Origin of the sequence: Terrabacter sp. 2RAF25, from assembly GCF_052115265.1 — a bacterium.
GTDB lineage: Bacteria > Actinomycetota > Actinomycetes > Actinomycetales > Dermatophilaceae > Terrabacter.
Genome location: NZ_JBFRGJ010000003.1, coordinates 352,217 through 372,316, shown reverse-complemented (window position 1 = coordinate 372,316; position 20,100 = coordinate 352,217). Strand labels below are relative to the sequence as shown.

The following is a 20,100-nucleotide window of genomic DNA, read 5'->3' as shown; positions in this document are numbered from 1 at the left end:
CGTTCGTGGGGTGGCCGGCCGTCGTCGTTCCCGGGACGGCGGTCGGCGTCAGCGTCCCGACAGCCGCGACGGCTGCTCGGCGAGCCAGGCCGCGAATGTTCGGCCACCCGTGTCGGCGGTTCCTGCCGGCGGCACGTTGGCGCCGCGGGCGAACGCTTTCAGCACGGCCCCGACCGCGGGCAGGTGCACGACGCGGGGCGCCGGTGCGCCACGGTGGGAGCGGACGAGAGTCGCGATGTCGACGAGCGCGAGCACGTCAGGGCCGGCAAGGTCCGTCGCCCTGGCGTATGCCGCCGGGCGGGCACCCAGCGCCAGGTCGGCGAGGCGGGCGGCCACGTGGTCGGTGTCGACGGGCTGGATCACCATGTCGCCGATGGCGAAGGCAACCGGACCCTTCGTCAGCACCCGCGCGAAGTACGCTGCGAGAGAGTGGAACTGGGTCGCGCGCAAGACGGTTGCCGCGCCGCCGGCGGCAGCGATGCCCTGCTCTGCCCGGAGCTTGCGCTTGTAGTAGGGCAGGGGATGGCCGTCGATGCCGACGATCGAGATGTGCACGAGGTGCACGTCCTGGGCGGCCGCGACGTCGGCGAGCCGCCGTGTGCCGTAGACCGTCACGGCGTCGCCGGCGGACGTGTCGTCTGCGCAGTGCACGACGGCGTCGGCTCCCCGGAGGGCCGCATCGAGCCCGGACCCGGTGCTGAGGTCGACCCCGGTGCGGCGGCTCGCGGGCACGGCCTCGTGGCCTCGCTCGCGGAGCTGCGCCACCACTCGGGAGCCCAGGTCTCCCGCGCCACCCGTCACGACCACTCGCACGTCACCCACCGTAGCCCGACCGCGGTTCCGCCGTCCCGGCATACGGGACCGGGCGTCCAGCGACCAAGACACGGGTGGGATGTGGGGGCGGTTCACGGATTGGTCACGGTCCGTGATTCTCGGCACCGCAGCCCCTAGACTCGCCGACGGCACGCCGCGGTGCCGCCGACGGCCCGCGTCCGCGATGGACCTGGCCCTTGCCCTCCACGGCCTCCCCGCCGCTCCGTCTCGGAAAGGGAACCCTTGTGAGCAAGCCCGTTGTCCTGATCGCCGAAGAGCTGTCGCCCGCAACGATCGAGGCTCTGGGACCGGACTTCGAGGTCCGCTCGGTCGACGGGGCCGACCGTGACGTGCTGCTCCCGGCTCTTGCCGACGTCGACGCCGTCCTCATCCGCTCGGCCACGAAGATGGACGCCGAGGCGATCGCCGCAGCGAAGCGCCTCAAGGTCATCGCCCGCGCGGGCGTCGGGCTCGACAACGTCGACGTCCAGGCAGCGACGCAGGCCGGTGTGATGGTCGTCAACGCGCCGACGTCCAACATCACCTCGGCCGCCGAGCTGGCCGTCGGGCTGCTCCTCGCGACCGCGCGCAACATCGCCCCCGCCAACCAGGCCCTCAAGGCCGGCGCGTGGAAGCGGAGCAAGTACACCGGGGTCGAGCTGCTCGACAAGACCGTCGGCGTGGTCGGCCTCGGGCGCATCGGCGCCCTCGTCGCCGAGCGGCTCAAGGGCTTCGGCATGAAGATCGTCGCCTACGACCCGTACGCGTCGCCCGCCAAGGCCGGTCAGCTCGGCGCCCAGCTCGTCGGCCTCGACGAGCTGCTCGCCCAGTCCGACTTCATCACCATCCACCTGCCGAAGACGCCCGAGACGCTCGGTCTCATCGGCGACGAGGCGCTGGCGAAGGTCAAGCCCTCGGTGCGTATCGTCAACGCCGCACGCGGGGGCATCGTCGACGAGGCCGCCCTGGCGCGCGCCATCGCCGAGGGCCGCGTCGCCGGCGCCGGCATCGACGTGTTCGCGACCGAGCCGACGACGGAGTCCCCGCTCTTCGACCACGAGTCGGTCGTCGTGACGCCGCACCTCGGCGCCTCGACCGACGAGGCCCAGGAGAAGGCCGGCATCGCCGTCGCGAAGTCGGTACGCCTCGCCCTCGGCGGCGAGCTCGTGCCCGACGCCGTCAACGTCTCCAGCGGCTTCATCGCCGAGGAGGTCCGGCCCGGCATCCCGCTCGTCGAGAAGCTCGGGCGGATGTTCACGGCCGTCGCGGGCAGCGTGCCGACCCAGCTCGACGTCGACGTGCGGGGCGAGATCATCGAGCACGACGTCAACGTCTGGAAGCTCGTCGCGCTCAAGGGCCTGTTCACCGACGTGGTCGAGGACCCCGTGACCTACGTCAACGCCCCGGTGTTCGCCGAGCAGCGTGGCTGCGTCGTGCGCCTCGTCACCGACCCCGACTCGGGTGACTTCCGCAACGTCACGACGCTGCGCGGCACGCTCGCCGACGGCACCGTCGTCTCGGTCTCGGGCACCCTGACCGGCCCGAAGCTCGTCGAGAAGCTCGTCGGCGTCAACGGCTACGACCTCGAGGTGCCGCTCACCGAGCACATGCTCGTCTTCGAGTACTCAGACCGGCCCGGCGTGATCGGCAACATCGGCCGCATCCTCGGTGACGCCGACATCAACATCGGTGGCATGCAGGTCTCGCGCCAGCAGGACCGCGCGATCGGGGTGCTCAACGTCGACAGCGCCGTCCCGCCCGCACTGGCGGCCGAGCTGTCCGACGTGGTGGAGGCCGAGAACTTCTCGGTCGTCGACCTGCAGGACTGATCCGGGGCACAGGTCCGCTCAGGAGCGGGCCGTGGCGTCCTTCGCCGCCTCGTCGTCCTCGTCGTCCTCGTCGTCCTCGTCATCGTCGTCGTCGGACGTGTCCAGCTCGGCGAGCTCGGGCACCAGCTCGTGGCGCTTGCTGAAGGTGTCGAGGATCGCGAGAGCCACCGCGGCGATCGGGATGCCGATGAGGGCACCGATCGCCCCGAAGAGGGCCGCGCCGGCGATGACCGAGCCGAGCGCCACGGCCGGGTGGACGTCCATGGTGCGCCGGCTGATGCGCGGCGTGAAGACGTAGTTCTCGAGCTGCTGGTAGATGGTCGCGAACACCGCGATCCACACGGCGTTGATCGGCTTGTCGAGCACCGCGAAGAGCGCCGGCAGGGCCACGCCGATGTAGGTGCCGATCGTGGGGATGAACTGGCCGACGATGCCCGCGAAGACGCCGAGGGGGAGCCAGAACGGGACGTCGATGACCCAGAAGAACGATGCGTGGAAGACGGCCGACAGTGCTGCGAGGACCAGCTTGGAGACGACGTATCCGCCGGTCTTCTCGACGGAGATCGTCCAGACCGTGATGAAGACCCGCTGGTAGCGCTGCGGCAGCCAGGAGCCGATGGTCTGGCGCAGGCGCGGGCTGTCGGCGGACAGGTAGTAGGCGAAGACGAGGATCGTCAGGCTGTCGAAGAGGAAGGTGAACAGCGAGCCGAAGATGCCCACGATGCCGCCGCCGTAGCGACCGGCGAGCTCGCCCAGCTTGTCGGGGGTGAGGCTCAGCGCCGAGCGCACCTGCTCGAGGTCGAAGGTCGTGCCGAAGGTCGAGTTGACCCAGTTGATCGCCGAGGTGACGGCGCCCGGCAGCTGCGTACCGAGCTCGGACACCTGCGAGATGAAGACCTGCCCGAAGAGCTCGGCGAGACCCGCGAAGAGCAGGAGGAGCCCGAGCATCGTCAGGCCGGTCGCGAGCCCCCGCTTCATGCCCCGCGAGGCGAGCAAGAGCACCACCGGCTCCATCGCGATGGACACGAGCCAGGCGAGCAGCAGCAGGAAGAGGAAGCTGGCGAGCGCGTGGAAGGCCCAGGTCGCGATCGAGAGCAGCACGACGCCCGTCAGCACGATGATCGTGATGCGTCGCGCGTTGCCCGGTGTCACGGCGATCCATCGGGCCTCGTCGTCGAACGGCACCCCGGGGACGGCATGGTGGATGTGCCGGTCGTGCCGGTCGGGCCGATCGGTGTGCGGATCGGCACGGTGGGCGTGCGAGTCGGCGTGCGAGTCGGCGTGCGAGTCGGGGTGGTGAGCGCTCACGCGGCGAGCCTACGGTCCCGGGTGCGCCCGGTGCGGGAGGCCGCGCACGGACGAGAGGCGCCTGACGGCGCGGCAGGTGAGCCCTACGACGGGGGTGGAGGACCCCGCGAGTCCACCGGTGACCCGCGACACGCGTACGTCCTCGGCACCGAACGAATGGTGGACGCCGCGTCTCATCCTGTGGAAACCCCCTTTACCCATGGGTAGCCCCGCGTACCGTGAAATGCATGACGCGGCAGGTCGTACTTATTCCCCGCCGCGGCGAGTCCAGGTAGTCAGCACCTCGCCGCGGAGATCCCGCGCACCCTCCTGCTGACAGGTTCGCCCACCCGGGCTTGAGCCACCTGAGACCACCGACAGCACGGCAACTCGAAAGACGTGATCACCATGAGCGAAGACGCCAAGGCCGCCCGTCAGGCCCTGCAGGAGTCGATGGACCTGCGAGACCAGGGCCACACCGAGGACTGACGCAGGCGCACCGAACGCCTGACGAAGGCCCCCTCCCAGCTGGGCGGGGGCCTTCGTCGTCGTTCACCAAATGAGACGCACGTTCCACATCACAAGACGCGTTCTAGGCTTGCCGCATGGGAGAGACGCAGGTCAAGGACGCCTACTCGATCGCCGTGATCGGCGGTGACGGCATCGGTCCCGAGGTCGTCGCCGAGGGCCTCAAGGTGCTCGACGCCGTCACCGGATCAGCCGGTCCGAAGTTCGCGACCACGGACTACGACCTCGGCGCGCGTCGCTGGCACGCCACCGGCGAGACGCTGCCGGACTCGGTGCTCGAGGAGCTTCGCGGCCACGACGCGATCCTCCTCGGTGCCATCGGCGACCCGACGGTGCCCAGCGGCGTGCTCGAGCGGGGTGTGCTCCTCCCGCTGCGCTTCGCGCTCGACCACTACGTCAACCTGCGCCCGGCCAAGCTGTTCCCCGGCGTGGCCAGCCCCCTCGACGTGGCCCGCGTCGCCCCCGACGGGATCGACTTCGTCGTCGTGCGTGAGGGAACCGAGGGCCCGTACGTCGGCAACGGCGGCGCCCTTCGCGTCGGCACGCCGGCCGAGATCGCGACCGAGGTCAGCGTCAACACCCGCTACGGCGTCGAGCGCGTCGTGCGCGACGCGTTCGCCCGCGCCCAGGGCCGCCCGCGCAAGCACCTGACGCTCGTGCACAAGCACAACGTCCTGACCCACGCCGGCCATCTGTGGCGACGCACGGTCGAGGAGGTCGGGGCCGAGTTCCCCGAGGTCGAGACCGCCTACCAGCACGTCGACGCCGCCACGATCTTCATGGTGACCGACCCGGGTCGCTTCGACGTCATCGTCACCGACAACCTCTTCGGTGACATCCTCACCGACATCGCCGCTGCCATCGCCGGCGGGATCGGGCTCGCCGCCTCGGGCAACATCAACCCGGCGCGCACGACCCCGAGCATGTTCGAGCCCGTACACGGCTCGGCCCCCGACATCGCGGGCCAGTCCAAGGCCGACCCGACGGCTGCGATCCTGTCGGTCGGGATGCTCCTCGCCCACCTCGGGCTCGATGCCGAGGCCGAGCGCGTCGACACCGCCGTGGCTGCCGACCTCGCCGACCGCGGAGACGCCGTACGCAGCACCTCCGCCGTCGGCGACGCCGTGGTCGGTCGTCTCTGACGCGCACGACACGGCATACGCCCGGCTGACCCGCCGCTCGCACGCGGGTCCATGTTGCGTACGCGCGCGACTGCCCCGTACGCGGGTGGCTGGGCCGCACGTGCGGCATACGCGGCGTACGCGACCGAAACCCGCGGAGGATGCCGGGGCAGGACGCCCGCGGACGCGACCCCGCTGCGGCGCCCGGGGCGGCTGTCTCATCTCACGATGTGGGCGATAACCTGACATCGGATCACCGCAGATTTCGCTCCATGGAGGTTTTGTCATGACCCAGCTGTCCTTCGAGGTGACGCGCCGCGACGACGTCACCCCGCCAGAGCGCATCGCCGAGATCCTCGAGAACCCCGGTTTCGGCAAGACCTTCACCGACCACATGGTCGTCGCGACGTGGACCGCCGCCGGCGGGTGGGCCGACGCACAGGTCAAGCCCTACGGCCCGTTCCAGCTCGACCCCGCGGCGGCGGTGCTCCACTACGCCCAGGAGATCTTCGAGGGGATGAAGGCCTACCGCCACGCCGACGGCTCCATCTGGACGTTCCGTCCCGAGGCCAACGCCGCTCGGTTCGCGCGCTCGGCCCGGCGCCTGGCGCTGCCGGTGCTGCCCGAGGCCGACTTCATCGAGTCGCTCCGCCAGCTCGTCTCCGTCGACCAGGAGTGGGTGCCCGCCGGTGACGCGGGGGAGAAGAGTCTCTACCTGCGGCCGTTCATGTTCGCGTCCGAGGCCTTCCTCGGCGTGCGCCCGGCCCAGCAGGTCACCTACTCCGTGATCGCCTCCCCGGCGGGTGCCTACTTCTCGGGCGGCCTCAAGCCGGTCACCCTCTGGATCTCCACCGACTACGCCCGTGCGGGCGAGGGCGGAACGGGTTCGGCGAAGTGTGGCGGCAACTACGCCAGCTCTCTCGCAGGCCAGCTCGAGGGCATCGACCACGGCTGCGACCAGGCCGTCTTCCTCGACTCCTCGACGCACACGTACATCGAGGAGCTCGGCGGCATGAACCTGTTCCTCGTGACCAAGGACGGGCGCATCATCACCCCCGAGCTCACGGGCACGATCCTCGAGGGAGTCACGCGCAGCTCCATCCTGCAGATCGCCAAGGAGCTCGACCTCGAGCCCGAGGAGCGCCGCATCCCCATCGAGGAGTGGAAGGAGGGTGCGGCCAGTGGCGACATCGTCGAGATCTTCGCCTGCGGCACCGCCGCGGTCGTGACTCCTGTGGGTGAGCTGCGCTGGGACGGGGGGTCGGTAGACCACCGCCGCGAGGGCCATGAGGACCACTACGCCGAGGCGATTCGCAACAAGCTGCTCGACATCCAGTACGGCCGCACCGAGGACGCCCACGGCTGGCTGACCCGTCTCGTCTGACCCGGTGGCCGCACCGGGGGAGCCGACGCTGCGGCGGCCGCGTCTCGTCGCGACCGACCTCGACGGCACCCTGCTGCGCTCCGACGGCTCGGTGTCGGAGCGAACGCGCGCGGTGTGGGCGGCCGCCGACGAGGCCGGCATCGAGACGGTTCTCGTCACCGCACGCCCGCCGCGTTGGCTCCACGACCTCGAGCACGTCGTCGGCCCGCGCGGCGTCGCGATCTGCGGCAACGGAGCGTTCGTCTACGAGGTGGCCGGGCGGCGGCTGCTCGAGACGCACTGCTTCGAGCCGGGCGCCGTCGAGTCGATCGTCTCCGACCTCACCTCGGCGCTCCCTCAGATCGCCTTTCTCGCCGAGCGTGCGAGCGGACCCTACGTCGGCCCCGGCTATCCCGACCCGCACAAGGACTCGGTCGCCGAGGGGGCCGCGCACGGTCCCGTTGACCGGATCGCGGCCGAGCCGGTGGGCAAGCTGCTGGCCGTCACCGACGGCGTGCCGCTCGAGGAGTTCCTCGCGACGGTGGAGGAGGTGGTCGGCGACAGGGGACACCTGCACTTCTCTGGAGCGTTCGGACTCGCCGAGATCAACGCCCCCGGCGTGACCAAGGCGTCTGCACTCGAACGGTGGGCGGGCCGGCTCGGCATCGACGCCGCCGACGTCTGGGCGTTCGGCGACATGCCCAACGACCTCCCGATGATCGAGTGGGCGGGCGTCGGGTGGGCCGTCGCCAACGCCCATCCCGACGTCGCAGCCATGGCCGATCGCAGGTGCGCGGCCAACGACGAGGACGGCGTCGCCCGGGCGATCGAATCGGTGCTCTCGAGCTGACCCGGCACAAATGGTCTCCTTCTGGGCCATTGACGGGCAGCTCGATGACGCCCACGGCGTTGAAACGCCCCCTCCACCTACGGAAACCGAAGGGAAAAGAGGTCTGTTCGCCGCACTCTCGCAGCAGTAGCATCGGCGCAACTTCATACCGAAGCAAGGAGTGCACTCATGTCCGACGTGACCGAACTCTCCGACGACGAACGCCGGCTCGCGGAACTCGGCTACAAGCAGGAGCTCCACCGGTCGTGGTCGGGCTTCTCGAACTTCGCCATCTCGTTCTCGATCATCTCCATCCTCGCCGGCTGCTTCACGAACTTCGGGGCGGGCTGGAACAACGGCGGGCCCATCTCGATCTCCTGGTCCTGGCCGATCCTGTCCGTCTTCATCCTCATCATCGGCTTCACGATGTCCGAGCTCGTGTCGGCCTTCCCGACCTCGGGCGGGATCTACTGGTGGGCCTCGAAGCTCGGCGGCCCTCGCGCCGGCTTCTACACCGGATGGCTCAACCTCATCGGTCTCATCGCCGTCACGGCCGGTGTCGCCTACGGCTGTGCGACCTTCATCGACCTGACCATCTCCACCTGGTCCTCCGGCTACGCCGCGAGCTACTCGCTGACGCGCGTCTTCCTCGTCTTCGTCGCGGTGCTGGCGCTGGTGGTCGTGCTCAACATCTTCAGCGGCCACCTCATGGCGGTCCTCAACAACGTCTCGGTCTGGTGGCACGTCTTCGGGGCGGCGGCGATCATCGTGATCCTGCTCGTCATCCCCGACCAGCACCAGTCCTTCAGCTACGTCTTCACGCACCGCTTCAACAACTCCGGCTTCTTCGACGCCGACACCGGCGGCCTCGGCTACTGGTTCGCGATCGTGCCGTTCGGCTTCCTGCTCACGCAGTACACGATCACCGGCTTCGACGCGTCCGCGCACCTCTCCGAGGAGACGCAGTCGGCGTCGAAGGCTGCCGCACAAGGGATGTGGCGCTCGATCGCCTACTCCGCCCTCGGCGGCTACCTCCTGCTGCTCTGCGTCGTCTTCGCGGTTCCGAACAAGGGTGGCGCACCCGATGACGCGGGCGTGGGCGCCGGCGGTGTCGGCTACATCTTCACGACAGCGCTGGGCACGAGCTGGGGCGGCCTCGTCCTCTTCATCTCGGCGGCGGCGCAGGTGTTCTGCGCCACCTCGTGCATGACGTCGGCGTCGCGGATGCTCTTCGCGTTCAGCCGGGACGGGGCCGTGCCGTTCTCGCGGCTGTGGTCGACCCTCTCGCCCAAGCGTGTCCCGGCCAACGCCGTGCTGGTCGTGGCGGTCGTCAGCGCGGTCGTCACGCTGCCTGCGCTGATCCGGGTCAACCTCGGCACCGAGCAGGCGCCGCTCGTGGTTCCCGTCGCCTTCTACGCCGTCACCTCGATCGCCGTGATCGGCCTCTACCTGTCGTTTGCGATCCCGATCTGGCTGCGCTGGCGCGCGGGTGACAGCTTCCAGGTGGGCTCGTGGAACAACGGCGCGAAGTACCGCTGGATGAACCCCATCGCCGTGGCCGAGATCGTCATCGTCTCGCTCTACCTGATGATGCCGTTCGTCCCCGGTGCGGTGCCGTTCAACGACGCGTTCGCGTGGAAGTTCGTCAACTACGCGCCGCTCGTCACGATCGGCGCCCTGGTGGCCCTGACGATCTGGTGGCAGGCCTCGGCGCGGCACTGGTTCGCCGGTCCCAAGCAGAACGTCGACCCCGAGGTCGCGGCCGTCTACGGCGAGTGACCCACGAACCGCGGGCCCGGCCGGCCCACGCTCCCGGCACGACCGACCAGCTCGCCACCGCCCTCGCTCGGCTCTCCCTCTCGGGACGGCCGAGCGAGGTGACGGCGCTGCCGGGCGGCCTGACCAACCACAACTACCGGGTGCGGGCCGACGGGATCGACGTGGTCGTCCGCATCTCGTCAGCCTCCAGTGCGATGCTCGCCGTCGACCGTGAGCACGAGTGGCACAACTCGCGCGCCGCCGCCGCCGCGGGTGTCGGGGCCCCCGTCGTCGACTACGTGCCCGGCGAGGGCATCCTCGTCGTCGAGTTCCTCCCGGGTCGCACGTATGCCGCGGCAGACGTCGGCGCGAACCTCGGCCGCATTGCCGCCTCGCTGCGCCGGCTGCACGCCGGACCCGAGTTCGCTTCGCGCTTCGACATGTTCGCGATCCAGAGGACGTATGCCGCCCTCGTCCTCGAGAGGGGACTCGCCGTGCCCGACGGCTACTGGGCACTCGACGACGCGATCGCCCGCGTGGAGCTGGCGCTGCGAGTGCATCCCGACCCGCTGGTGCCCTGCCACAACGACCTGCTCGCGGCGAACTTCCTCGACGACGGCGGCGACGTACGGGTCATCGACTACGAGTACTCCGGAACGAACGAGGCGGCATTCGAGCTCGGCAACCTCGTCAACGAGTCGCAGCTGGGGCCCGACGGGCTGGCCGAGGTCGTGGAGGCGTACCACGGGCGGCTCAGCGACCGGCTCCTGGCGCGCGCCGAGCTGTGGGGTCTTGCGGGGCAGCACGCCTGGACCCTGTGGGGCGCGATCCAGCACGGCGTCTCCGATCTCGAGGCAGACTTCTGGTCCTTCGCGATGGAGCGTTTCGAGCCCGCCGCCCGGCTTCTGACGGGTGCACGCCTCGACACCCTGATCGACGCCGCCGTCGGTGAGGACCCTGCAGATCCGAGGGCGAGTTGATGGTCGAGATCCCCTCTCGCGCAGAGATCGTCGTCATCGGTGGGGGAGTCGTCGGCGCGAGTGTCGCCTACCACCTGGCCCACCTCGGGCGCACCGACGTGCTCCTGCTGGAGCAGGGCAGCCTGTCGTGCGGCACGACGTGGCACGCGGCCGGGCTCGTCGGGCAGCTGCGCGCGACCGAGGCCGGCACCCGTCTCGTGCAGTACTCCACCGACCTCTACTCGCGCCTGGAGGCCGAGACCGGCCTCGGCACGGGCTACCGCGTGTGCGGGGGCCTGACGGTCGCCCGCACACCGGAGCGGATGGTCGCGCTGCGTCGGACCACGGCCAGCGCCGCCGCCTACGACCTCGAGTGCGAGCTGCTCACGGCCGAGCAGGCCCAGGAGCGCTACCCGCTCATCCGGTCCGACGACCTCCTCGGGGCGATCTGGCTTCCGGGCGACGGCAAGGCGAACCCGACCGACCTGACCCAGGCGCTCGCGAAGGGCGCCCGCCAGCTCGGGGCCCGGGTCGCGGAGCGGGTGCGCGTCACCGGCGTGATCACGCGGGCAGGCCGCGCCGCGGGGGTGCGCACCGAGCACGGCGACGTCGAGGCGGACGTCGTCGTCAACTGCGCCGGCCAGTGGGCCCGGGCCGTGGGGGCGATGGCCGGCGTCAACGTGCCGCTGCACTCGGCGGAGCACTTCTACGTGGTCACCGAGCCGATCGACGGCGTCCACCGCGACCTGCCCGTGCTCCGTGACCCGGACGGCTTCACCTACGTCAAGGAGGAGGTCGGCGGCCTGCTCGTCGGCGGCTTCGAGCCCGAGGCCAAGCCGTGGGTGTCACCCGACCGCATCCCCCATCCCTTCGAGTTCGCGCTGCTCGACGAGGACTGGGAGCACTTCGAGATCCTGATGGACAGCGCGGTCCACCGGCTGCCGGTGCTGGCCGAGACGGGCATCCGCAAGTTCTACAACGGCCCCGAGAGCTTCACGCCCGACAACCAGTTCGTCGTCGGTGAGGCTCCCGAGCTGCCGGGCTTCTTCGTCGCTGCCGGCTTCAACTCCGTCGGCATCGCGAGTGCCGGTGGGGCGGGGCGCGCGCTGGCCGAGTGGGTCGTCGAGGGGCGGCCCACCATCGACCTGATCAGCGCCGACATCCGGCGCTTCTCACCGCTCTCGGACGACAACGTCTGGCTGCGCGACCGCGTCGTCGAGGTGCTGGGTCTGCACTACGCGGTGCCGTGGCCCAACCGGGAGCTCGAGACAGGTCGACCGCAGCGGCTCTCGCCCGTCCACGACCGCATCGTGCGCCAGGGCGCGGTCCTCGGCAGCCGCAACCACTGGGAGCGCCCGAACGTCTTTGCACCACGGGGCCGCTCGCCGGTGCTCGACTACTCCTGGGATCGTCCTGCCTGGGTAGACTGGTGCGTCGACGAGCAGCGGGCCGCGCGCGAAGCCGTGGCCGTCTTCGACCAGACGTCGTTCTCCAAGTACCTCGTCGTCGGTCGGGACGCCGAGCGCGCGCTCCAGTGGATCTGCACCGCCGACGTCGCCGTCCCGGTCGGGCGCACGGTCTACACGGGACTGCTCAACGCGGGCGGCACCTACGAGTCCGACGTGACGGTCACCCGCACGGGGGAGCGCACGTTCCTCGTGGTGAGCAGCGCGGCCACGACCGTGCGTGACCTCGACTGGATCGCCCGGAACGTGCCCGAGGGCGCGGACGCGAGCGTGGTCGACGTGACGAGTGCGTATGCCGTCCTCGGTGTCATGGGGCCACGCTCGGCCGAGCTGCTGGCCGCGCTCTCCGACGACGACTTCGGCGACGCCGCCTTCCCCTTCGGCACCAGCCGCGAGGTCAGGGTCGGCTCCGCCCGCGTCCGCGCCACGCGCATCACGTACGTGGGTGAGCTCGGGTGGGAGCTCTACGTCCCGACGGACCTGGCAGCCGGGGTGTACGACGACCTGTTCCGCAGCGGCGCCGACCTGGGCGTGCGCCCGGCCGGCTACTACGCCATCGAGGCGATGCGGCTCGAGAAGGGCTACCGGGCGTTCGGCCGCGAGCTGACGACCGAGACGGGACCGGTGACCGCGGGGCTGGCCTTCGCGTGCAAGCTCGGTTCCGACCACGACTTCCTCGGCCGGGCCGCCGTCGAGGCGGCGCGGGCCGCCGTCTCGCCGCGCCGGATCGTGTCGTTCGTCGTCGGTGACCCGACGGCATACGCGTGGGGCGGCGAGCTCGTGCTGCGCGACGGCCGCCCGGTCGGCCAGGTGACGAGCGCGGCGTGGGGCGCGACGCTCGGCACCGGCGTCGGCCTCGCACTGGTCGGGGAGCGCGAGTCAGGCGCGGCCACGTCGGCGTGGATCCAGTCGGGGGAGTGGGAGATCGACGTCGCGGGACGTCGCCACCCGCTGACGGTCGGGGTGCGGCCGCCGCTGGACCCCGACGGGCGCCGACTGCGGCGCGACGGTAACGACACACCATAATGGTTCTTTCTCAGACCATTGACGCGGAGGAGGTGACGGTATTGGATCGACACGTGAGCGCCACGGTACGACAGCCGTCCCTTCCGGACGTCGTGCTGCGCCCCGCGACGGGCAACGTCTTCGAGGGCACCGTCGAGCAGCTCGCGACCGCCATCCGTCTCGGCGTCTTCGCGCGCGGCGAGCAGCTGCCGCCCGAGCGCGAGCTCGCCGAGCGTCTCGGCGTCAGCCGCAACACCCTCCGTGAGGCCATCGCCGCCCTGCGGGACTCGGGGCTGGTGACGACCCGCCGCGGCCGCGGCGGCGGCACGTGGGTCACCGACTCGGTGGAGCTGCCGCCACCGGCCCCCGGGGCGTTCGTGCGAAGCGGTGCCGCGATGCTCGACGCCCTGACCTTCCGCCGTGTCGTCGAACCGGGCGCGGCCTGGCTCGCGGCCACCCAGGCGCTGGCCGGCGACCAGCGGGCCTGGCTCATGGACTGCCTCGTCGAGGTCGACGAGGCGGCAGACTCGGCCGCCCACCGCGTGGCCGACTCGCGGCTGCACCTGGCCATCGCGACCCTGTCCGGGTCGCCCATGCTCATCGACGCCGTCACCCGCTCGCAGTCGGCCCTGCACGACATGCTCATGGCGATCCCCGTGCTGCGGCGCAACATCGAGCACTCCAACGCCCAGCACCACCAGATCGTCGGGGCCGTCCTCGGCGGCAAGGCGGAACGAGCCCGAGCGGTCATGGAGGAGCACTGCGACGCCACCTCCGCGCTGCTGCGCGGCCTCATCGGATAGCGACAGGAAGGCACGACATGGCGCCCGCGCCCACCCTGACCCTCGACCAGCTGCGGACCGAGATCGAGAAAGGCACGATCGACACGGTCGTCGTGGCCTTCACCGACATGCAGGGCCGGCTGCAGGGCAAACGCCTGCACGGGCACTACTTCCTCGACCACGTGCTCGAGGACGGCACGGAGGGCTGCAACTACCTGCTCGCCGTCGACGTCGACATGAACACCGTCGACGGCTACGCGATCTCCTCGTGGGAGCGCGGCTACGGCGACATGTTCTTCGACCTCGACCTCGACACCCTCCGCCGCACCCCGGGCACGCCGCACTCGGCGACGGTCCAGTGCGACCTCACCTGGCTCGACGGCAGCGGTCCGGTGGTGCAGTCGCCCCGGTCGGTGCTCAAGGCGCAGGTCGACCGGGCCGCGGCTCTCGGCATGGCGGCCCACTGCGGCACCGAGCTCGAGTTCATCGTCTTCCAGGAGTCCTACGAGCAGGCCTGGGACGCCGGCTACACGGGCCTCACCCCCGCCAACCGCTACAACGTCGACTACTCGATCCTCGGCGGTGACCGCGTCGAGCCGCTGCTGCGCGAGATCCGCAACGAGATGTACGCCGCCGGCGCGGTCGTCGAGAGCGCCAAGGGCGAGTGCAACTACGGCCAGCACGAGATCGGCTTCCTCTTCGACACCGCCGTGCGCACCTGCGACAACCACGTGATCTACCGCAACGCGGCCAAGGAGATCGCGGCGCACCACGGGCAGTCCCTGACGTTCATGGCCAAGTTCGACCAGCGTGAGGGCAGCTCGTGCCACATCCACCTCTCGTTGCGCGGGCAGGGCGGTGAGACGGTTTTCGTCGACGACGACCGCGAGCACGGCCACAGCGAGATGTTCGAGCACTTCCTCGCGGGCATCCTGGCGACCCAGCGTGAGCTGACCTACTTCTACGCACCGAACATCAACTCCTACAAGCGTTTTGCATCGGCGAGCTTTGCGCCGACCGCCGTCGCCTGGGGGCGTGACAACCGCACCTGTGCGCTACGCGTCGTGGGCCACGGTCCGGGGCTGCGCGTCGAGAACAGGGTGGGCGGCGGCGACCTGAACCCCTACCTCGCGGTGGCCGCCATGCTGGCCGGCGGCCTGCACGGCATCGAGCAGCAGCTCGAGCTCGAGCCCGCCCTCGAGGGCAACGCCTACACCTCGGACAAGCCGCACGTGCCCTCGACCCTGCAGGAGGCGCGCGACCTGCTCGCCGGCTCGGTCGTCGCCCGAGCCGCCTTCGGTGACGCGGTCGTCGACCACTACGTCAACGCGGCCGACGTCGAGATCACAGCGTTCAACGCCGCGGTCACCGACTGGGAGCGCAGGAGAGGATTCGAGCGACTGTGACCCCCCGCCTTCCCCACCACCAACCCGGATCGATGTGTTCGACGGTCACCCGTGACCGGCCACCACATCGAACGAGGAGACGAGAGAGATGACCACCACGCACGACGTCATCAACCCCGCCACCGAGCAGCTCGTCCGCAGCGTCGAGCTCGCCACCGTGGAGGAGGCGGACGCCGCGATCGCCCGGGCGTCGACGGCCGGCCCCGCCTGGCGTGCCGTCGCCCCCGCCGACCGGGCCCTGCTGCTGCGCCGCTTCTCCGACCTCGTGGGCGACCACCAGGAGGAGCTCGCGCTGCTCGAGGTCGAGAACGCCGGGCACACGATCGGCAACGCCCGGTGGGAGGCGGGCAATGTGCGCGACGTGCTGGCCTACTACTCCGGGGCGCCCGAGCGGAACTTCGGCCGGCAGATCCCGGTGGCCGGCGGCATCGACATCACCTTCCGTGAGCCCCTCGGGGTCGTCGGGATCATCGTGCCGTGGAACTTCCCGATGCCGATCGCGGGCTGGGGCTTCGCCCCGGCGCTCGCCGCGGGCAACACCGTGGTGCTCAAGCCGGCCGAGCTCACGCCGCTCACGGCCATGCGCCTGGGTGAGCTGGCCCTCGAGGCAGGCATCCCCGAGGGTGTCTTCACGGTCGTGCCCGGCAAGGGATCGGTCGTGGGGGAGCGTTTCGTCACCCACCCCGACGTCCGCAAGATCTGCTTCACGGGGTCGACCGCGGTCGGCCAGCGGATCATGCGAGGTGCCGCCGACCAGGTCAAGCGGGTCACCCTCGAGCTGGGTGGCAAGAGCGCCAACATCGTCTTCGCTGACTCCGACCTCGAGCTCGCCGCCGCCCGGGCGCCGTATGCCGTCTTCGACAACGCGGGCCAGGACTGCTGCGCGCGCAGCCGCATCCTCGTCGAGCGCAGCGCGTTCGACACCTTCATGGAGCACTTCGAGACCGCGGTGCGCGGCGTCGTCGTCACCGACCCCCACGACGAGGCCGCCGAGATGGGCCCGCTCATCAGCGCCGAGCAGCACGACCGGGTCAGCGCCTACGTGGAGGGAGCGGCTGACGACGTCGACGTGGCGTTCCGCGGCACCGCTCCCGAGGGGGCCGGCCACTGGTACGCCCCCACCGTCGTCCTGCCGCGCTCGACGACGGACGCCGTCTGGCAGGAGGAGGTCTTCGGGCCGGTCGTCGCCGTCCTCCCCTTCGACGACGAGGCCGACGCGGTCGCCAAGGCCAACGACACGGCATACGGCCTCTCGGGGTCCATCTGGACCCGCGACCTCGGGCGCGGCCTGCGGGTCGCTCGCGGCGTCGAGGCCGGCAACCTCTCGGTCAACTCGCACAGCAGCGTGCGCTACTCGACGCCGTTCGGCGGCTTCAAGCAGAGCGGCATCGGCCGCGAGCTCGGACCTGATGCGCTCGAGGCCTTCACCGAGGTGAAGAACGTCTTCATCTCGACCGACTGAAGCCCGTCCAAAACGATCACGAACCACCGAAATCGTCTGAACGGCAAGGAAAGAGGACTCATGGCAGGCAGGCTCGACGGCAAGGTCGCGGTCATCACGGGTGGCTGCTCCGGCATCGGTCTCGCCACGGCGCGACGGTTCGCCGAGGAGGGTGCCAAGGTCGTCATCGGTGACCTCGACGAGGTCAACGGGCCCCGCGTCGCCGACGAGGTCGGGGGCACGTTCGTGCGCGTCGACGTCGTGAGCAAGGAGGACGTCGACTCCCTCTTCCGCACGGCCAAGGAGACCTACGGCTCTGTCGACATCGCCTTCAACAACGCCGGCATCAGCCCACCCGAGGACGACTCGATCCTCGACACCGACCTCGACGCCTGGCGCAAGGTCCAGGAGGTCAACCTCACCTCTGTCTACCTGTGCTGCAAGGCGGCGCTGCCCTACATGCTCGAGCAGCAATCAGGGTCGATCATCAACACGGCCTCCTTCGTCGCCGTCATGGGCGCGGCCACGTCGCAGATCTCCTACAGCGCGAGCAAGGGTGGCGTGCTGTCGATGAGCCGCGAGCTCGGGGTCCAGTTCGCCCGGGAGGGGGTGCGTGTCAACGCGCTCTGCCCGGGCCCGGTCAACACCCCGCTGCTCCAGGAGCTCTTCGCCAAGGACGAGGAGCGCGCCGCGCGTCGGCTCGTTCACGTGCCCATGGGCCGGTTCGGCGAGCCCGAGGAGATGGCCAACGCCGTCCTCTTCCTCGCGTCCGACGAGTCGAGCTTCATCACGGCCTCGACCTTCCTCGTCGACGGCGGCATCTCCGGCGCGTACGTCACGCCGCTCTGAGGGGGCTGAGGTGAACGCGCGGCCGGTCATCGGCATCACGGCATACGTCGAACGGGCCTCGTGGGGCCGGTGGGTCGACGTGCCGGGAGCGCTGGTTCCCTACCGCTACGTCGGCCACGTCGAGGACGCCGGCGGCATCGCGGTCGTCGTCCCGCCGCGACCCGACGCGGACGACGGCGTGGCCCACGAGCTGCTCTCGCGGCTCGACGGAGTGATCCTGGCGGGCGGCGTCGACGTGGCACCCGAGCTCTACGCCGACGAGCGTCATGCATCGGTGCAGGCGTCGCGGCCCGACCGCGACACGACCGAGCTCGCCCTCGCCGAGGCCACCGCCGCGCTCGACGTGCCACTGCTCGGCATCTGCCGGGGCATGCAGGTGATGGCGGTCGCAGCCGGGGGAGTGCTCGAGCAGCACCTGCCCGACCGCGTGGGGCACGACCTGCACTCGCCCGCACCCGCGACCTACGGGAGCCACCACGTGCGCACCGTCCCGGGCACCAGGCTGGCCGGCATCATCGGCGACGGCGCCGACGTGCCGAGCTACCACCACCAGTCGGTGCTGACCCACCCCGGGTACGCGCCCTCGGCATGGGCCGACGACGGCACCCTGGAGGCGATGGAGGACCCGGGGGCCTTCTTCCGTGTCGCCGTCCAGTGGCACCCGGAGGTCGGCGACGACCCACGCCTCTTCCACGCGCTCGTCGCGGCCGCGAGGGCGTATGCCGCCGGGCGTGGGGACGCGCGCGGCTGACGGTCGCTGCTCCTGAGCGTGACGGCCCACGTGGTCCCACATGGCGGACCCGCGGTTTCGCTGGGCGAGCAGTCCTGCCACCCTGAACCCGTGACCGCTTCCCGGCTCGCCACGAGCACGCTCATTATCAGCTAGCGCGACGAGAACACCTCTCGTCGCGCAGACCTCCCGTTCCCGGGGGGTCTTTTTGTTTCCCGGCCACGAGCCACGGAGACCGCTGCAGAGCCACACCGGGCCGAGCGGCACAGATGAATGGGACCGAGGACCGAGCGGCCACATGGACCCGCCCCCTGGATCGAGGACAATGAAGGTCATGGATGCCCTGCACGTTTACGACACCACCCTGCGCGACGGCGCCCAGCAGGAAGGTCTCAACCTCTCGGTGTCGGACAAGCTGGCCATCGCCGGACTGCTCGACGACCTCGGGGTGGACTTCATCGAGGGGGGCTGGCCGGGCGCGAACCCGAAGGACACCGAGTTCTTCGAGCGGGCCCGCCAGGAGCTCCACCTCCGCCGCGCGACCCTCGCCGCCTTCGGGGCCACCCGCAAGGCCGGCGGGGCCGCCGCGCAGGACCCGCTCGTCCAGGCCCTCGTCGACTCGGGTGCGACGGTCGTGTGTCTGGTCGCCAAGTCGCACACCGGCCACGTCGAGCGCGCGCTGAAGACGACCCTCGAGGAGAACCTCGAGATGGTGCGCGACACCGTGTCGTACCTCGTCGGACAGGGCCGTCGGGTCTTCCTCGACTGCGAGCACTTCTTCGACGGGTGGCACCTCGACCGCGACTACGCGTTGTCCGTCGTGCGCACCGCCCACGAGGCCGGCGCCGAGGTCGTCGTGCTCTGCGACACCAACGGCGGCATGCTGCCCCACCAGGTGGAGCAGGTCGTGGCCGACGTCATCGGCGCCACGGGCGCCCGCATCGGCGCCCACTGCCACAACGACACCGGCTGCGCCGCCGCCAACTCGGTCGCCGCGGTTCGGGCCGGCGCGACCCACGTGCAGGGCACCGTCAACGGCTACGGCGAGCGCACGGGCAACGCCGACCTGGTGACCGTCGCCGCCAACCTGCAGTTCAAGCTCGGGCTCGAGGCGATGGAGGTCGACTCGTTCCGTCGGGCCATGCACATCGCCCACGCCATCAGCGAGGTCACGAACGTCCCCGCCTACAGCCGCCAGCCGTACGTCGGTGCCAGTGCGTTCGCGCACAAGGCGGGCCTCCACGCGAGTGCGCTCAAGGTCGACCCCGACCTCTACCAGCACATGGACCCGGCGCTCGTCGGCAACGGCATGCGCACCCTCGTCTCCGACATGGCCGGACGGGCGAGCATCGAGCTCAAGGCGCGCGAGGCCGGGCTCGACCTGTCCGAGCGGCCCGACGTCGTGGCCAGGGTGCTCGCTGAGGTCAAGGACCTCGAGCTGCGCGGGTGGACCTTCGACGCCGCGGACGCCACCGTCGAGCTGATGCTCCGCGAGGCGCTCGAGCCCGGCTGCACCGACTACTTCGAGGTCGAGTCGTGGCGCGTCATCACCGACTCGTCGGGCGAGGGTGACGCGACGTCCGAGGCGACGGTCAAGCTGCGCGCCGACGGCTCACGGCTGATCGCCACCGGCGAGGGCAACGGCCCGGTCAACGCCCTCGACCACGCGCTGCGCGAGGCCCTGAGCCGCGCCTACCCCGAGATCGAGAAGATCGAGCTCATCGACTTCAAGGTGCGCATCCTCGACGCGTCGCACGGCACCGACGCGGTCACCCGTGTGCTCATCGAGACCTCCGACGGAGAGACGTCCTGGGACACCATCGGCGTCGCGGGCTCGATCCTCGCCGCGTCGTGGCGGGCCCTCACCGACGGCATCGTCCACGGTCTGCTGCGTCAGGGCGTGCCGCGCCGCTGAGCACGAGCGTCGAGTCCCG

16 protein-coding genes are annotated in these 20,100 nt (G+C 70.6%); 14 read left to right on the top strand and 2 right to left on the bottom strand.

What is annotated here, in order from left to right:
* Positions 1–48: 48 nt before the first annotated feature.
* Positions 49–813: an SDR family oxidoreductase gene (locus AB4091_RS10690; protein ID WP_442291725.1), complete on the bottom strand. Its 765-nt coding sequence runs from the start codon at positions 811–813 to the stop codon at positions 49–51.
* A gap of 245 nt (positions 814–1,058) precedes the next feature.
* Between AB4091_RS10690 and serA the strand changes: the two genes are divergently transcribed.
* Complete coding sequence (gene serA / locus AB4091_RS10685; RefSeq protein ID WP_442291724.1) at positions 1,059–2,642, top strand: phosphoglycerate dehydrogenase; 1,584 nt, start codon at positions 1,059–1,061, stop codon at positions 2,640–2,642.
* Positions 2,643–2,660: 18 nt separating this feature from the next.
* Here serA and AB4091_RS10680 read toward each other — a convergent pair whose 3' ends face one another.
* Positions 2,661–3,950, bottom strand: coding sequence for an AI-2E family transporter (locus tag AB4091_RS10680; protein ID WP_442291723.1), 1,290 nt, complete (start codon positions 3,948–3,950; stop codon positions 2,661–2,663).
* Between the two features lie 387 nt (positions 3,951–4,337).
* On the opposite strand from AB4091_RS10680, the gene AB4091_RS10675 reads away from it, so the two are divergent.
* From AB4091_RS10675 to cimA, 13 genes are all read left to right on the top strand, one after another.
* Positions 4,338–4,418 (top strand): 3-isopropylmalate dehydrogenase, encoded by an 81-nt coding sequence (locus tag AB4091_RS10675; RefSeq protein WP_081633825.1) that lies wholly within the window; start codon positions 4,338–4,340, stop codon positions 4,416–4,418.
* Positions 4,419–4,534: 116 nt separating this feature from the next.
* Entirely contained in the window at positions 4,535–5,599 is a 1,065-nt protein-coding gene (locus AB4091_RS10670) for a 3-isopropylmalate dehydrogenase (protein WP_442291722.1), read from the top strand.
* Between the two features lie 265 nt (positions 5,600–5,864).
* Positions 5,865–6,962 carry a branched-chain amino acid aminotransferase gene (locus AB4091_RS10665; RefSeq protein WP_442291721.1) on the top strand — a complete coding sequence of 366 codons (1,098 nt, stop codon included), beginning with the start codon at positions 5,865–5,867 and terminating at the stop codon, positions 6,960–6,962.
* Between the two features lie 4 nt (positions 6,963–6,966).
* Positions 6,967–7,791 (top strand): Cof-type HAD-IIB family hydrolase, encoded by an 825-nt coding sequence (locus AB4091_RS10660; RefSeq protein WP_442291720.1) that lies wholly within the window; start codon positions 6,967–6,969, stop codon positions 7,789–7,791.
* A gap of 168 nt (positions 7,792–7,959) precedes the next feature.
* On the top strand, positions 7,960–9,549 hold the full coding sequence (locus AB4091_RS10655; protein ID WP_442291719.1) for an amino acid permease: 1,590 nt from the start codon (positions 7,960–7,962) through the stop codon (positions 9,547–9,549).
* Positions 9,546–10,508 (top strand): phosphotransferase, encoded by a 963-nt coding sequence (locus AB4091_RS10650; RefSeq protein WP_442291718.1) that lies wholly within the window; start codon positions 9,546–9,548, stop codon positions 10,506–10,508. Before AB4091_RS10655 ends, AB4091_RS10650 begins: the two co-directional genes overlap by 4 nt.
* Positions 10,508–12,979, top strand: a complete 2,472-nt coding sequence (locus tag AB4091_RS10645) for a GcvT family protein (protein ID WP_442291717.1) — start codon at positions 10,508–10,510, stop codon at positions 12,977–12,979. The genes AB4091_RS10650 and AB4091_RS10645 overlap by 1 nt, the downstream gene beginning before the upstream one ends.
* A gap of 53 nt (positions 12,980–13,032) precedes the next feature.
* Entirely contained in the window at positions 13,033–13,761 is a 729-nt protein-coding gene (locus AB4091_RS10640) for a FadR/GntR family transcriptional regulator (protein ID WP_442291716.1), read from the top strand.
* 17 nt (positions 13,762–13,778) lie between these two features.
* Positions 13,779–15,146 (top strand): glutamine synthetase family protein, encoded by a 1,368-nt coding sequence (locus AB4091_RS10635; protein ID WP_442291715.1) that lies wholly within the window; start codon positions 13,779–13,781, stop codon positions 15,144–15,146.
* An 88-nt stretch (positions 15,147–15,234) separates the two neighbouring features.
* Entirely contained in the window at positions 15,235–16,608 is a 1,374-nt protein-coding gene (locus AB4091_RS10630) for an aldehyde dehydrogenase family protein (RefSeq protein WP_442291714.1), read from the top strand.
* Between the two features lie 60 nt (positions 16,609–16,668).
* Complete coding sequence (locus AB4091_RS10625) at positions 16,669–17,436, top strand: 3-oxoacyl-ACP reductase (protein ID WP_442291713.1); 768 nt, start codon at positions 16,669–16,671, stop codon at positions 17,434–17,436.
* A gap of 10 nt (positions 17,437–17,446) precedes the next feature.
* Complete coding sequence (locus AB4091_RS10620; protein ID WP_442291712.1) at positions 17,447–18,187, top strand: gamma-glutamyl-gamma-aminobutyrate hydrolase family protein; 741 nt, start codon at positions 17,447–17,449, stop codon at positions 18,185–18,187.
* 313 nt (positions 18,188–18,500) lie between these two features.
* Complete coding sequence (cimA, locus tag AB4091_RS10615; protein WP_442291711.1) at positions 18,501–20,081, top strand: citramalate synthase; 1,581 nt, start codon at positions 18,501–18,503, stop codon at positions 20,079–20,081.
* The last annotated feature ends 19 nt before the right edge of the window (positions 20,082–20,100 follow it).

Bases quoted from the DNA above. Each gene is read 5' to 3' on its own strand.
- AB4091_RS10675 (WP_081633825.1), top strand. From the start codon at position 4,338: ATGAGCGAAGACGCCAAGGCCGCCCGTCAGGCCCTGCAGGAGTCGATG.
- AB4091_RS10670 (WP_442291722.1), top strand. From the start codon at position 4,535: ATGGGAGAGACGCAGGTCAAGGACGCCTACTCGATCGCCGTGATCGGC.
- AB4091_RS10665 (WP_442291721.1), top strand. From the start codon at position 5,865: ATGACCCAGCTGTCCTTCGAGGTGACGCGCCGCGACGACGTCACCCCG.
- AB4091_RS10655 (WP_442291719.1), top strand. From the start codon at position 7,960: ATGTCCGACGTGACCGAACTCTCCGACGACGAACGCCGGCTCGCGGAA.
- AB4091_RS10645 (WP_442291717.1), top strand. From the start codon at position 10,508: ATGGTCGAGATCCCCTCTCGCGCAGAGATCGTCGTCATCGGTGGGGGA.
- AB4091_RS10635 (WP_442291715.1), top strand. From the start codon at position 13,779: ATGGCGCCCGCGCCCACCCTGACCCTCGACCAGCTGCGGACCGAGATC.
- AB4091_RS10630 (WP_442291714.1), top strand. From the start codon at position 15,235: ATGACCACCACGCACGACGTCATCAACCCCGCCACCGAGCAGCTCGTC.
- AB4091_RS10625 (WP_442291713.1), top strand. From the start codon at position 16,669: ATGGCAGGCAGGCTCGACGGCAAGGTCGCGGTCATCACGGGTGGCTGC.
- cimA (WP_442291711.1), top strand. From the start codon at position 18,501: ATGGATGCCCTGCACGTTTACGACACCACCCTGCGCGACGGCGCCCAG.